This is a genomic window from Nocardioides gansuensis (assembly GCF_003076135.1).
GTDB classification, from domain to species: Bacteria; Actinomycetota; Actinomycetes; order Propionibacteriales; family Nocardioidaceae; genus Nocardioides; species Nocardioides gansuensis.
The window spans coordinates 309,370-322,685 of the sequence record NZ_QDGZ01000002.1; the positions used below are offsets into that span (position 1 = coordinate 309,370).

General features: G+C 71.0%; 12 protein-coding genes. 2 read left to right on the top strand and 10 right to left on the bottom strand.

Translation table 11 applies throughout. The features are described from left to right. From DDE18_RS05715 to DDE18_RS05735, 4 genes are all read right to left on the bottom strand, one after another. Complete coding sequence (locus tag DDE18_RS05715) at window positions 1-714, bottom strand: SDR family oxidoreductase (protein ID WP_116571278.1); 714 nt, start codon at window positions 712-714, stop codon at window positions 1-3. 99 nt (window positions 715-813) lie between these two features. Further along, on the bottom strand, window positions 814-1,395 hold the full coding sequence (locus DDE18_RS05720) for a TetR/AcrR family transcriptional regulator (protein ID WP_116571514.1): 582 nt from the start codon (window positions 1,393-1,395) through the stop codon (window positions 814-816). 603 nt (window positions 1,396-1,998) lie between these two features. Further along, the gene (locus tag DDE18_RS05730; protein WP_133241172.1) at window positions 1,999-2,232 is read right to left on the bottom strand and encodes a hypothetical protein; all 234 of its coding nucleotides are present in this window, start codon (window positions 2,230-2,232) and stop codon (window positions 1,999-2,001) included. A 304-nt stretch (window positions 2,233-2,536) separates the two neighbouring features. Continuing rightward, window positions 2,537-3,373: a helix-turn-helix domain-containing protein gene (locus tag DDE18_RS05735; protein ID WP_116571280.1), complete on the bottom strand. Its 837-nt coding sequence runs from the start codon at window positions 3,371-3,373 to the stop codon at window positions 2,537-2,539. Between the two features lie 150 nt (window positions 3,374-3,523). Between DDE18_RS05735 and DDE18_RS23940 the strand changes: the two genes are divergently transcribed. Both DDE18_RS23940 and DDE18_RS05745 read left to right on the top strand, forming a co-directional pair. Beyond that, window positions 3,524-3,649, top strand: coding sequence for a hypothetical protein (locus DDE18_RS23940; protein WP_281258346.1), 126 nt, complete (start codon window positions 3,524-3,526; stop codon window positions 3,647-3,649). 70 nt (window positions 3,650-3,719) lie between these two features. Further along, window positions 3,720-4,517, top strand: a complete 798-nt coding sequence (locus DDE18_RS05745) for an SDR family NAD(P)-dependent oxidoreductase (protein ID WP_116571281.1) — start codon at window positions 3,720-3,722, stop codon at window positions 4,515-4,517. 832 nt (window positions 4,518-5,349) lie between these two features. Here DDE18_RS05745 and DDE18_RS05750 read toward each other — a convergent pair. Genes DDE18_RS05750 through DDE18_RS05775 form a run of 6 tightly spaced genes read right to left on the bottom strand, consistent with a single transcriptional unit; the run spans window position 5,350 to window position 13,195 of the window. Next, window positions 5,350-6,315, bottom strand: a complete 966-nt coding sequence (locus DDE18_RS05750; protein WP_116571282.1) for a sugar kinase — start codon at window positions 6,313-6,315, stop codon at window positions 5,350-5,352. Continuing rightward, on the bottom strand, window positions 6,312-7,382 hold the full coding sequence (locus DDE18_RS05755; protein WP_116571283.1) for a glycoside hydrolase family 88 protein: 1,071 nt from the start codon (window positions 7,380-7,382) through the stop codon (window positions 6,312-6,314). The genes DDE18_RS05750 and DDE18_RS05755 overlap by 4 nt, the downstream gene beginning before the upstream one ends. Next, on the bottom strand, window positions 7,379-10,099 hold the full coding sequence (locus DDE18_RS05760) for a hypothetical protein (protein ID WP_116571284.1): 2,721 nt from the start codon (window positions 10,097-10,099) through the stop codon (window positions 7,379-7,381). Before DDE18_RS05760 ends, DDE18_RS05755 begins: the two co-directional genes overlap by 4 nt. Beyond that, complete coding sequence (locus DDE18_RS05765) at window positions 10,096-10,968, bottom strand: carbohydrate ABC transporter permease (protein WP_116571285.1); 873 nt, start codon at window positions 10,966-10,968, stop codon at window positions 10,096-10,098. The genes DDE18_RS05760 and DDE18_RS05765 overlap by 4 nt, the downstream gene beginning before the upstream one ends. After that, entirely contained in the window at window positions 10,965-11,849 is an 885-nt protein-coding gene (locus tag DDE18_RS05770) for a carbohydrate ABC transporter permease (RefSeq protein WP_116571286.1), read from the bottom strand. The genes DDE18_RS05765 and DDE18_RS05770 overlap by 4 nt, the downstream gene beginning before the upstream one ends. Before the next feature lie 35 nt (window positions 11,850-11,884). Then, on the bottom strand, window positions 11,885-13,195 hold the full coding sequence (locus DDE18_RS05775; protein WP_116571287.1) for an ABC transporter substrate-binding protein: 1,311 nt from the start codon (window positions 13,193-13,195) through the stop codon (window positions 11,885-11,887). Window positions 13,196-13,316 lie beyond the last annotated feature (121 nt).

The window sequence follows — 13,316 nt, forward strand, 5'->3', positions numbered from 1 at the left end:
TCAGGCGGACTGGGGGAGGAAGGTGGCGTAGCGCTCGCCGCCGGGCAGGTGGAGGCCGGAGCGGACATTGCGCGCGGTGTCGTCGGCCAGGACCTCGTCGACACCGGACTCCAGTCCGTCCAGCACCTGGCGCACGATGTCGCCCGGGGACGCCTTCGGGGCCTCGACTCCGGAGGCCATGTCGGTGTCGACGTAGCCCATGTGGACCCCGAGCACCTGCACGCCCCGGGGGGCGAGCTCGAGCCGCAGCGAGTCGGTCGCGGACCACAGCGCGGCCTTCGAGGCGCTGTAGCTACCGCCGAGGGCGAACCACGAGAGGGCGGAGGCCACGTTCACGATGGCCCCCGACCGCTCGGCGACCCGGTCAGCGAAGGCGGCCGCGACCGCGACGGGGCCGAAGAAGTTGACCTCCATCTCCTGACGCAATGAGGCCGGGTCGGGCGAATGGAGCGACGCGACGAGCGCGATGCCGGCGTTGTTGACGACGATGCTCACGTCCTTCGCCGTCGATGCGACGCGGGCCACGGACTCCGGATCGGTGACGTCGAGCCGGAGCGGTACGACGCGCGGATCCGAGGCGTCGACACTGTCCGCGTCGCGCGCTGCGGCGTAGACCTTGGCCACGCCTCGGCCGAGCAGCTGCGCTACGAACTCCGCTCCGATGCCGCGGTTGGCTCCAGTGACCAGCACGGTCTGGTCGGTCAACATCGTCATGCGTCCTCCTCAGGCGGGCCGCAGCGACCCGATCGGCTTTGTATGACGATCATATGCCAATGGTCCGGCGCGACGTCGCCGGGCCTCGAGGGGGTCGCGTCAGGTCAGGAGCGCGAGGACGTTGTCGATCCCGCGTGCGAGCACCTCGCGGGACCGCGTGTCGTCGACCAGGCTTCGCGCCATCTGCATCGTGCCGATCATGAGGGCGTAGGCGCTCATCACCTGGAGGCGCAGGCTCTCGCCATGGAGCTCGGACTCACCCTCGAGTCGGCTGGCCATCGCCTCCACGAGGGCCGTGAGGCCGTCGTCGTAGGCGACGCGCACGGCCGGTCCGCCGCGGACGATCTCGTCGATCAGGGCTGCGGACGGGCAGCCCAGGTCCACGGCGTCACGATGCTCCACCGACAGGTAGCGGCGGACCATCACCTCGATGCCTGGGCGGCCCGGAGGGATCTGGTCGTAGGCCGCGAGCTGGGTGCGAAGCTCGCTGCCGATCACCTCGGCGACGAGGGCCTCCTTGGAGGCGAAGTGTGCGTAGAACGCGCCGTTCGTCAGTCCGGCGTCCTTCATCAGCACGGCGACGCCCGACCCATCGATCCCGTCGCTCTTGAGGCGACGTCCCGCGGACTCGACGATGCGCCTTCGCGTCTCGGCCTTGTGGCCCTCGCTGTATCTCACCATGGTCCGACCCTTCGTCGCGCTGCGCGGGGCAGTGGACCCAACGTAGCCATGACGATCATACGACCAACAGTCACGCGCCCGGTAGTGCGTGGCCCGTCCTGCAGGCCGCGCCTCGTGTGGGCCCCGCTTCCCGGTGGGCCACAGGCGGGCGTAGGTGTTTGAGTGTCGTGGTTGCCTTGGCGTGACCGAGTGAGCGTTGGGCAGTGACGACTTCGCAGCCGGCCGCGATGAGGCCGAGGCGCAAAGGGTGGCTGAGGTCGTGAAGCTTGCTTCCGGCGCAGAAGCGGCGTTGAGGGCATGCGGCACCAGCCGGATCGAGGTTTTGGGGTGCACTGGGTAGGCACGACAACGAAACCGACGTTTCCGCAGGTCAGCCGCCGTTTTTGGCGACTACTGACAGGGGTCGCAAACCCCTGAATCAGATGTCGTAGTTCTGACCGCACTTGTGCCTTGACCTGCGCAAACGCCGAGATTGAGGGGCCAGGGGCCGCGCTGGGGCCGCACATGGCCGCGGCGCACGCACGCCGGCGCCGGCGGGTCGACCCGAGTTCGACCCTTTCGCGGCGCTGGTCGATGACTGGTCATGACGCCGACCGTGCGTGCTCAGACGTCATCATCGTCGTCCTCGTCGGGTTCAACGTCACCCGCGAGTTCTTCGTCGTTCGGTTGCGTGTCGTCCGGATCGGGCTCCGGCGTCTGGTGGCCGAACACCGCGTCGACCGCTCGCCGGGTGCGCTCGGCACTGTCCTCGACGAGGTGGTTGTAGGTGCGCAGGGTGAAGCCGGGGTCGGCGTGAGCGAGGTACTCGCTGAGGGCCTTGATCGGCTCCACCTTCATGGAGCGCTGTGCTGGCGTAGAAGTGCCGCAGGGCGTGGCTGCCGTTTTCGGGCGTTACCGGGATCCTTGCCCGCTTCAACGCCGGCTTCCAGATGAACGTGTTGAGGTAGTTCCGTGCCAGCGCCTTCTTCTCGCGGCTGTAGAGAAGCAGCGAGAAGGTCGTGGGCTTTCCGTCCGTCCTGTCCCAGGGGAGCGTCACCTCGATCGGTGGGTAGGCGGTCATGTGCGCGTTGATCGCCTTCAAGACCGCATCGGGCAGCGGAACGTCCGGCCTCGTGCCGCGTCCGCCGTCGAATCGCAGGGCTCAGGCCTGCCGCGCCTCGCGGTCCCGCGTCGCCGCCAGGGTCCCGAGCAGGGCGAGGCCATCGGCGCTCGGGGTACCCGGCTCCGCGGAGTAGACAATGAGCTCCTGTCCGGGCGCCGAACGGACGTCGAAGGCCTGGATGCTGAGGGTCAGCTCGCCGACCTCGGGGTGCCGGAGCCGCTTGCTCTCCAGGCGTTTGGCCCGCGCTTCGTGCCGCTGCCAGAGCGTCACGAATGCCGGGCTGTGGCGGGTCAGCTGTGCGATGACCTCCCGGATCCGCGGATCGTTCGGGGTGCGGCCGGCGAGCAGCCGGAAGCCTGCGACCGTTGCGCGGGCGACCTGGTCCCAGTCGGGATAGAAGGTCGGCGCGTCCGGGTCGAGGAAGACGCGCAGCATCAGGTTCCGCTCCCGATGGAAGCCCTGGAAGAGGGCGTCGGCGAGAGGGTTGCAGGCGAGTACGTCGTAGGCCCGCCCGACCACGATCGCCGGATGCGCCGACCAGTTGTCGAGGAGGCGGAGCAGCTCGGGTGCGACGCGATCGTGTGCGGCCGTCTGTCGCTCGCCCGGTGTCAGGCCGGCCACCCGGTAGAGGTGGAGGCGAGCGTCGTCGTCGAGGCGGAGCACGTCGCTCAACGCGTCGAGCACCTGCGGGGAGGGGCTGCGCTCGCGGCCCTGCTCGAGGCGGGTGTAGTAGTCGACGCTGACGCCGGCCAGCATCGCGACCTCCTCGCGGCGCAGGCCCGGCACCCGGCGTACACCGTGGGTGGGCACGCCCACCTCCTGCGGGGTCACCTGGGCGCGGCGCGCCCTCAGGTACTCACCGAGTGGAGTGGACATGACCCGATCGTAGGCCGGTGCCGGAGGCCGAACATGGGGGTGTTGCCCCCAGGCTGGGGGAGGAGCCGGTCTCGACTCATTGCAGCCGGATCAGCCGCCTGCCAGTCGGCGGGCTGCCCTGCCGCGCTGCCGCCTGTCGCTGCGGAGGCGATGGTCGCCTACCGCGCCGCCAGCATCCCGGCCGACGCCGTCGCGCGAGCCATCGACTATGCGGTCGGACGGCCGGCCGACGTCGACGTCAACGAGATCGTCATCCGACCGACCGCACAGCGCTGACCCGCCAGCCGCGCCAGGGGGGTGCATCTCTCCCTCCCTTGCGTCTGGCGCCCGGGGCATGCTGGGAGACATGAACGCGAACAGTGTGAACAGCTCACCCAACCCCGGCCACGGCCTCCTGGCAGGCAAGGTGGCATTCATCTCCGGAGCGGGCCGCGGCATCGGTGCCGCAGCTGCCCGGCTCTTCGCCGAGGAGGGCGCCCAGGTCCTCCTCACTGCTCGCACCGAGGAGCAGTTGAGCGCGGTCGCGGAGGAGGTCCGCGGTGGCGGCGGGACGGCGGAGTACGTCGTCTGCGACCTCGCCGACCCGGCCGCCGTACGCTCTGCGGTCCAGCACACCGTCGACACCTTCGGGCGGCTGGACGTGGCGTTCAACAACGGTGCGACCATCACTCCGCCGAACGCCCTCGACGAAGTGCCGGAGGAGGAGTTCGACACCCTCTACGCCGTCAATCTCAAGAGCGTGTGGGTGGCCATCGCTGCTGAGGTCGCTGCCATCCGCCAGAGTGTCGGGACGGGTGCCATCGTCAACAACTCGAGCGTCGGGAGCCTGCGAGGCAATCCGGTCCTGCCGGCGTACGGCGCCATGAAACGCGCCGTTAACAGCCTGACCGAGACTGCCGCGGTCACCTACGGCCCTGAGGGCATCCGCGTCAACGCGATCGCCCCCGGTAACACCGACACCGAGATGATCCAGTCGTGGGAGACCCATACGCCCGGCCTCTCCGAGCGGCTCGCGGCGAACACGCCGTTGCGCCGAGGCGCCGAGCCGCGTGAGATCGCCGAAGCCGCCGCCTGGCTGCTGAGCGATCGCTCATCCTTCGTGACCGGGACGGTGCTTCCGGTCGACGGGGGTGCCCGGGCCTAGCACCCCCGCCTGCGACAGCCGGCTCACTTCGACTCGATGTGACCCTCCGCGGCCGGGTTGTCGCGAAGCTCGGCCACGACCGCCGCCACTCCGAGTCGTCGCCGACGATGGCCTGGCGCAGGCACGCGGCGGTGACGCGCTGCATGAGCGCGACCCGAGCCGGGCTCTCGTCGGTGGTCTCGGCGACCTCGTGCCCCACGATGCCGCCAAGCGAGTGCTCGCCACCGTGCACGGTGAGCGGGTCGGTGGCGCCCGGGCTCAGCAGGTAGACCTCGGGTTCCGATCCGTCCTGACCCCGGGCATTTCTCCAGCCCCTCTGGCCGTAGCGCAGCCAGGTCGTCGTTCGCCAGAGAAACCCAGGGGCGTTCCGGGCTTCGAGCGTCCGGGCTCGCGGGCCGCTGGGTCGCGTGGGCCGCACTGGGGCCGTAGACGAACGAAAAACGACCCCTGACGCTGGAAGACGTTGAAAGGTGTCTTCGCAGGTCAGGGGCCGTTTTCAGGCACTCAGCCCGTGGGCGTCACCCACGCGTGACTAGATGTCGTAGATCAACTCGAACTGGCTCCCGCAGTCTGGGTGGCCCGTTGTGCTCTTTGCTGTCGCTTGTGAGCCTCGGAGCCGGTTTCTTCGATGGCGCGGTTTGGGCGCGCTTTGAATTGCGGAGGGTCGCAGATGGGGAGCAGACGCCATCGACGTCCCAAGCGGCAAAGCCGCAGGCCAGCGGCTAGTTTGGTCTCATGAACGCAGCTGCCGGCAACGGATCGCGCCCACGCTCAGAATCATCGGCGTCTTCCCGATGACGCACCACGTGGAGTGCGTGGCGCTGCTGTCGCGCTAGTCGAGCTCTTCCCGGCCGACCGGTACCGGCCAGGGATGGCCCTTCTCCGCCGCCGCCAGCAGGGCAGGGTCAGCGGCTGCGCCGCGGTCAGCCACGACGGTCAGGGCGCCTGCCGCCACGACGTGGCCGGTGCGCAGCGAGGCCGCGGGATCGAGCCCGCGGCGCCGTGCGGCGAGGTAGCCCGCGGCGAAGGCGTCACCGGCCCCCACGGGCTCGACCACCTCGACCTCGAGGGCCTCGGCGGACGTCAGGGCCGCGCCGGAGAACGCGTGTGCGGCGCGCCCGGAGTCCTTGACGACGAGCTCCGGGCCGGGCACCAGGTCCCGGAGGGCGTCGAGGCTGGGCGTCCCCCACAGGGCGGCCGCCTCGTCGAGCCCGACGAACACGAGGTCGGCCAGCTGCGCCAGCGCGAGCAGCACCGGCCCCGCCACGTCAGCCGGCCACAGGGCGGGCCGATGGTTCACGTCGAACGACGTGGTCACGCCCGGGAGCTCGAGCAGGAGCTCCTCCACCAGGTGGTGGCAGGCGGCGGAGAGTGCGGGGGTGATCCCGCTCAGGTGCACGTGGGTGATCCCGTCCCGCGCTCCTGGTGGCAGCGCGGCGAACGCCGAGGCCGCCGACCCGCTCCGGTAGTAGTGCACGGCCGTCGCGGTGGTGCCCGGGTCCTTGAGGTAGAGGCCCGTCGGCTGGTCCGGGTCGCAGACCAACGACGACACGTCGACGCCCTCGGCGGCCAGCCCGCCGCGCAGGCGGCGGCCGAGCGGGTCATCGCCGACCGCGCCCGCGAACCGGGCGGGCACGCCCAGCCGCGACAGGTGCACCGCGACGTTGGCCTCCGCGCCCGCCTCCGAGACGACGAGGTGGTCGGCCGACTCGAGTGGAGTGCCGCCGGGCGGGCTGAGCGCCACCAGGGCCTCGCCCACACAGAGCACGACGCCATGGGGCGCGAGCGGGCTGTTCATGGCAGGTGCTCCAGGGCCGCCGCGACCGCCTTCAGGGCCAGGCCCTGGCCCCACAGCTGGGGCAGGTCGTCGCGGATCACCGAGTAGCCGAACGGCACCAGCTGCAGCACGGTGCCCGCGCTGGTGCGGGTCAGGGCGCCGTCCGGGTCGACGTAGGCCAGCGCACCGCGCACCGCGCGCCAGCCGGCCTCGGTCACCGCCGCGTCGAGGTCGGGGACCACCACCGACGCGCGGAGCATCGCCGCCCCGATGCCCGCCGCCGCCGACGTCTCGAGGATGCCCCTGGTCTCGGGCTGGTCGTCGACGAGCACGCTCCACACACCGTGCTCCGGCTGGAGCCCGGTCAGTGCGCGCAGCTGTCGGCCGAGGACGTCGCGGACCGCCTCCACCTGGCCGCGCTCGGCGAGCCCGGAGGCGGCTGCGAGCTCGAGGAACTCCACCGAGGCCAGGGCGCACCAGGCGTTGGCCCTGCCCCAGCGACACGGGATCGTCACGCCGCCGTGCGACCCGTGGGCGTACAGCCCGGTCCCGGGGTCCTGGAGCACCTCCGCGTGGGCCAGCAGCTGGCGCCCGCACTCCGCGAGCAGCTCGGGGCGCCCGGCCTGCACGCCGAGGCGGGCGAGGAACAGCCCGGCCATGTAGACGGTGTCCGCCCACACCCCGCCCGGCCAGTGCTCGATCGCGCCGTTGGGGGCCCGGGTGACCGTGCCTGCGAGCCAGTGCTCCAGGTCGTCGGCGAGCGAGAGCCAGACAGGGTCGGACGGCGCCACCATGAGCGCGGCCGTGGCGGGCGCGACGTGGTTGACGTGCTCGATCGCGATGCCGGCGCGGCGGCGCTCCTCGAGCCAGCCGAGCACGCGGGGCGGCGGCTCCACCTCCCGGGCGGCCGCGACGCGGAGGATGCCCTGCAGCAGCACCGCCTCGCCCCAGAACCAGTCGGCCACCAGGTCCCAGCCGCGACGCTCGAGGCGCTCGGCCAGGTCGACGAGAACCGGCCGAGTCAGCCTCGCCAGCGGCTCACGAGGTGGGGTCGCCAGCCGGGCGTTGGCCAGGTCGAGGCCGCTCATCCGCCGACCCCGCTCGCGGGCACGATCCGTCGCCCCTTCTCCAGGTCCAGCTCGAGCGACTCCCCGGCCCAGCTCGCGCGCAGCACCGCCTCGCCGAACGCCACCGTCACGGCCGGGTTGGCCAGGTGCGGCGGCTCCTCGATCCGGCCGTCGGCGTCCAGGTCCTGGTCCGCGCCGTCGACGAGGAGAGGCGTCGTCCAGCCCATCTCCAGCACCTCGCCGTGGAGGGAGCGCCAGCGGACCCACGGCTCGCCGTACTCGTCGTGACCGAAGTCGGGCTCCTCCAGTCGCGAGACGAAGTCGGCGAGGGCGCCGTGCTCGCGGGCGGAGCCGACCGCGACGACGTAGTGGTGCCCGGACGCGCGCGGCCGCCACTCCTGGCGTGCGTTGGGGCCCGTGCTGAGCATCTCGAAGCCGCCGTCGGTGGCCACGGCGACGTAGCCCTCGGCGACGCGGCCGACGAGCCAGCACCCGCGGGCCCGGTGCTCATCGAGGTGGTCGACGGGGAACCACAGGTGCGTCCGGTCGACCGGGTCGCCCTCGGGTATCCGGTGCAGGGCCAGGAGGACGTCGCGGTGCTGGCGCGCGCGGGGCAGGACCCGGTGCCCGGCCCAGGCGTTCGGGCGGGCGGTGGAGCCGTGCTGGAACGCTGCCGGATGAGTGGCGAAGACCTGCGTCTCGGGACCGAGGGTCACGCCCCAGACGTGCTCCTGGAGGCCTGGCAGGCCGGCGCGGTAGTCCTGCACCGAGGCGAGCATGACGTCGGGCGTGCGGTGGATGCGCAGGTCCGACCCGTAGTGCCGGTCGAGCAGGTCGTGGTCGCGGCGGAGGCGGCCGCGGTAGACCTGCCGCCCGTCCCAGACCCGCTCGGTCTGGTTGGCGACGGCGCGCACCAGTGCAGGCAGCTCATACGTCGTGGACGTCGCCAGCAGGGCGGCCGGGAGCACCGCGGCATTGAGGCTCCCGGTGCCCCACAGCAGCCACATGATCGGTGCGGTCTCCTCGAACCGGGACGACCGCAGGGTGGTGGTGTAGCTCCGGCCGTGGGCGGCGCCGTGCACGCCCCGCCACGAGTTGGAGGCCAGCGTCAGCAGCGTCTTGTCGAGCAGGGCTTCGGCCGCCATCCGGAGGTCGGGGTCCCCGGCGTGGTCGACCAGGCTCACCAGGGCCAGGGCGTCGATCGCGAGGTAGGCGTTGGAGTCGAACTCGCTGAACCCGCCGGTGAGCTTGCGGCGGATCCACTCCGACGCGTGCTCCCGTGCATGGGCGGCGTGCTCGGTGCCGGTCCAGCCGGCGTTGCTGAAGGTCTCCTCGGCGAACGTCTCGCCGGCCAGCAGTTCGGCGGTGTGCCACACCATCTGGTGGTTCTCGGTGAAGTAGCACATGGCGTCCAGCCCGGGCTGGTCGATCCAGTACTTGAAGCCCAGCAGCGCCTGGCGGACCCTGTCCCGGAGCCCGTCGGGCCAGCGGGACGCGGGCACCCGGTGCCACAGGTCGAGCAGCCCGACCGCCTCGAAGTCCGCACAGTCGGCGCGGTGCTCCACCATGTGCAGCGCCGGCGCGAGGTCGGCCTCCATCGCTGCGTCGGCGCCCGACCCGTCCGGATCGAGCGCGAAGCGGGCCAGCGCCCGCGCTGTGCACGGGACCCCCGCGGCGGCGTGCTCGAGGAACTCCCTGCGCCACTGGGCCGGCCCGTCGCCCTCGGGGACCGGCCGGTAGGCGCCCGGGAGCGTCGCGACCGGCATCCGGCGCGCCACGGGCGCACGCGGGTCGTCGACCGAGAAGGCCAGCGTCGTCTCCCCGGACGCCAGCATGGAGGCGGCGGCCTCCGGCTGCTCCGTGTCGTCCTCCCCGGTGGGCTCCGCCGGCGCGACGGCGGCGAGGTCCAGGATCGCCTCGCCGTCGACTAGACGCAGCGGCACCGGCGCCCGGTCCCCGACGGCGACCTGCAGCGCCGCGCCCGCGGGCCCGGTGACCCGCACCTGCCCGGTCGTCGCAGCCCACGGCGAGACCCCGACGGCCGAGAGCAGGCGTTCTGCGACCGCCGCGGTGTGCTCGTCGGCGCCCGGCGACGGGATGACGACCCGCACCGGGAGGCCGTGCACGCGGACGCCCACGAAGTGCCGCACCTCGCGCAGCGCGAGCTGCCAGGTGGCGAGGAAGAGCCGGGTCGTGCCCGACTGGAACCGCCGCTCGACGCGGTGCCGCAACGGCTCCATGTAGGAGAACTCGCTCGTGTGCAGGACCAGGTCGTCGTCGCACCACATCGCGACCGGGCCCGTGGAGATCACCTCGAGGGTGCGCCGGCCGGCCTGGTCGAGCTCGATCACCGTGGCGGCGACGGCGTGCCGGTATTCCGGGGTGTAGGAGAAGTGAGACCAGTCGACGTAGCCGTCCCACCCGACGTGCTCGCGGCGCCAGACGCCCGCGTCCGTGCCGTCGCCGCCGGGTGCCTGCCAGCGGATCGGCCCGCCCTCGACCACCGCTGGCAGCGGCTGGTCGAGGACCATCGGCCGGGCCTCGTGGATCCGCGTCTTGAGGGGAGCGACGTCCGGGCCGTTCGTCAGGGACCAACGGCCCGATACGCCCCAGGGGCTGCCCTCCGCCGACAGCAGCGTGCCCAGGTCCTCGCACGGGTGCGCCCAGGAGGGGCCCACCAGCCAGTCACGGACCAGACCGGTCCGATCGAGCTGGTGGACGGTGCGGTCGTGGCTCATTTGAGTCCTGTCTGGGCGACGCCGGTGACGATCTGCCGCTGGAGGAGCAGGAAGATGATGATGACCGGCAGGATCGAGAGCACGGACATCGCCAGCACGAGGTTGAACGGCACGACGAGCTGGCTGTTGAACTGCGCCAGCGCGACGGGCAGCGTGTAGAGCGACTCCCGCTGGGCCACGATCAGCGGCCACAGGAAGTCGTTCCACCGCCAGATCACCGAGAAGATCGCCAGCACCGCGAGGGCCGGGAGGCTGAGCGGGATGATGATCTTGCGGAAGATCCGGAACTCGCCGGCGCCGTCGATGCGGGCCGCCTCGATCAGCTCGTCGGGGATCGAGAGCATGTATTGCCGCAGCAGGAAGACGCCGGTCGGTGTCGCTGCAGGCGGGATGATCAGGCCCCAGTAGCTGTTGACCATGCCGAGGTTGGCGACGACCTGGTAGACCGGCAGCAGGATCACCTGGATCGGGATCATGATCGTGGACAGGGTGATCAGGAAGAGCGTGTCGCGGCCCCGGAAGTTGTACTTCGAGAGCGCGTAGGCGGCCATGGAGTTGATCAGCAGCGTCAGGGCTGTCGCGGCCACCGTGACGACGACGCTGTTCATGAAGTACTGCCCGAAGGAGAACTCGCCGAGCGCCTGGGTGTAGTTGTCCGGTGCGAACGACTCGGGCAGTGGCGACGGTGGTCGCTGGGCCAGCTCGCGCTGCGTCTTGAAGGACGACAGCGCCGCCCATACGACGGGGGCCAGGATGGCGAGTGCGCCAGCCGCCAGGATCGTGCCGCGTACGACGGAGCCCGTCGCCGGCGCACGGCGCCCCGTGGTCGAGTGCCAGCCGCTCGGGCGGGCAGCGGTCTGGGTGCTCACATCGCCTCCCGGCGTCGGCCCACGAGGTAGTTCAGCATCGTCACGCCGAACACCACCACGAAGAAGATGACCCCGGCCGCGCTGGCCAGGCCGTACTGGATGGGGGACTGGAACGCGTTCTCGTAGATGTACTGCACCATCAGCGTCGTGGCGCCGACCGGCCCGCCACCGGTGAGGGTCCAGATGTAGTCGAACGCCTGGAAGCCGTTGATGGCGGCGAGGATCACCACCACCATCGTGGTCGGGCGCAGCAGTGGGAGGGTGATCTGGCGGACCTGCTTCCACACGGTGGCGCCGTCCAGCTTCGCGGCCTCGTAGAGGTTCGGGTCGATGCTCTGCAGGCCCGCGAGCAGGATCATCGTGAAGAAGCCCAGGTTGACCCACACCCCGACCAGGATGATCACGATCATCGCGAGGGCGGGGTCGAGCAGCCAGCCGGGTGCGGGCAGCCCGACCCCTCGCAGCAGCTCGTTCACCACGCCGTTCTGCCGGGTCAGCACCCAGCTCCAGATCAGGCCCACGACGACGGGTGAGATGACCACCGGGACGAAGTACGCCGCGCGCAGGGCGCCCTTGCCGCGCTGTTGAGCGTTGAGCAGGATGGCCAGCGCGAGTGAGGCGGCGGTGACCAGGACCACGAACGCGATGGTGTAGACCACCGTGTTGCGGGCCGTCTCCCAGTACGCCGGGTCGGAGAGGATCCGCTCGTAGTTCTCCGTCCCGACGTACTCGAACGTCCGTCCGTTGCTGCTGTCGTAGAGGCTGATGTTGAAGCCGTTGATCGCCGGCCAGATCGTGAACAGCCCGAAGACCAGCATGTTGGGCAGGACGAAGAGGTACGGCGCCAGGCGCGGCGCCGAACCTCTCCGCCTGCGTGCCATCGCCACCGGGGTCCCTCGGCTCTCGTCCGTGGCCCTCAGCGGGCGGCGAGCTCGTCGAGGGTGGCGTGGAGGCTCGAGACCGTGGTCCCGACGTCCTGCTGGCCGGCGACGGTCTTGTCGAACTCCTCGATCAGGACGGTGGCGGCCTCGTCGAAACCGGGGTGCGCGGCCGTGGCGTAGGCATCCTCCGGGGTCTCCGCGACGTCGGCCAGGAAGACGCTCATGTCCTCGCCGCGGTTCGGGTACTCGATGCCGGACTCGACCAGGTCGTTGCGGGTCGGCAGCCAGGAGGCCAGCTGGTCGAGCTTCTCCTGGTTCTCCGTACGGTTCATCCACTCGACGAAGTAGGCAGCCAGCTCCGGCTCCGGGCCGTCCTCGAAGGCGACCATGTACTTGCCGCCGGGGAAGCCGCCGCAGTTCTCACCGCACGGGTTGGGCACGGCTGCCCACTCGAACTCGGCCGCCTCCGCGAAGAGCCCGACCTGCCAGTTGCCGGAGAGGTAGAGCGGCACCTCCTCGGCGAGGAAGATCTCGTTGGCGCCGGCGTATCGGGAGCCCTGCTCCAGCCAGAAGTCCTTGGACGCCGCACCCGACTGCATCAGCTCGTCGAGCAGGCCCAGGGCCTCGGCGGCCTTCGCGTCGTCGAGGGCGACCTCACCGTCTGCGTTGAAGAACCCGGTGCCGAACTGGTTCAGCACGGTGCTGATGCGGTGACCCGACTTGTCGATCGCGAAGGCGAACTCCATGTCGTTGGCCTGCTGGACCTTCTCCAGGTCGGCGATCATCGACTCCCAGTCCCACGGGTCCTCCGCGGTCGGCAGCTCGACCCCCGCCTTCTCGAAGGCCTCGACGTTCACCAGAGGACCGTTCATCGTCTGGTCGCTCGGCACGGCGAGCATCCCGCCGTCGGCGCCGAGCGCACCGGCGGCGATGCCCTCGATGAACTGGTCGGGGTAGTCCTCGCCGAAGTAGCCGGTCATGTCGATCAGGACGTCCTCGTAGGGGCGCCAGTTGGCGACCCGGGCGACGTCGGGGGAGTTGCCGCCGGAGATGCGCGACTGCAGCGTCTGCTCCAGGCCGTCGAACGGCACGATCGACAGCTCGACCGTCGCGCCGGTCTCCTCCTCGAAGTCGGCGATCAGCTCGCGGGTGGCCTCCTCGTCGGGGCCGTCGGTGAAGTACACGTACTCGAGCGTCTTCCCCTCGAACTCGGCCGGGTCGATGGTCCCGTCGCCGGCCGGGGCCGCCGGCTCCTCCTCGGTGGTGCCCGGGGAGCAGGCCACCAGTGCGGCGGAGAGACACAGGGCCGTGGCGGCCGTGAACGTGCGGAGCGTGCGTCTCGTCATTGCGATCCTCCAGGTGAACGGATGCCGGCCATCACGTGGTCGCACTGGCCTCGGCGCCGGATGTCTGTGATGCTAGTAACAGATTCCGTGTGAAGGAAAGAAGATCCCGTGTGACGGGAAA

Bases quoted from the DNA above. Each gene is read 5' to 3' on its own strand.
- DDE18_RS05715 (WP_116571278.1), bottom strand. From the start codon at position 714: ATGACGATGTTGACCGACCAGACCGTGCTGGTCACTGGAGCCAACCGC.
- DDE18_RS05720 (WP_116571514.1), bottom strand. From the start codon at position 1,395: ATGGTGAGATACAGCGAGGGCCACAAGGCCGAGACGCGAAGGCGCATC.
- DDE18_RS05730 (WP_133241172.1), bottom strand. From the start codon at position 2,232: ATGAAGGTGGAGCCGATCAAGGCCCTCAGCGAGTACCTCGCTCACGCC.
- DDE18_RS05735 (WP_116571280.1), bottom strand. From the start codon at position 3,373: ATGTCCACTCCACTCGGTGAGTACCTGAGGGCGCGCCGCGCCCAGGTG.
- DDE18_RS23940 (WP_281258346.1), top strand. From the start codon at position 3,524: ATGGTCGCCTACCGCGCCGCCAGCATCCCGGCCGACGCCGTCGCGCGA.
- DDE18_RS05745 (WP_116571281.1), top strand. From the start codon at position 3,720: ATGAACGCGAACAGTGTGAACAGCTCACCCAACCCCGGCCACGGCCTC.
- DDE18_RS05750 (WP_116571282.1), bottom strand. From the start codon at position 6,315: ATGAACAGCCCGCTCGCGCCCCATGGCGTCGTGCTCTGTGTGGGCGAG.
- DDE18_RS05755 (WP_116571283.1), bottom strand. From the start codon at position 7,382: ATGAGCGGCCTCGACCTGGCCAACGCCCGGCTGGCGACCCCACCTCGT.
- DDE18_RS05760 (WP_116571284.1), bottom strand. From the start codon at position 10,099: ATGAGCCACGACCGCACCGTCCACCAGCTCGATCGGACCGGTCTGGTC.
- DDE18_RS05770 (WP_116571286.1), bottom strand. From the start codon at position 11,849: ATGGCACGCAGGCGGAGAGGTTCGGCGCCGCGCCTGGCGCCGTACCTC.
- DDE18_RS05775 (WP_116571287.1), bottom strand. From the start codon at position 13,195: ATGACGAGACGCACGCTCCGCACGTTCACGGCCGCCACGGCCCTGTGT.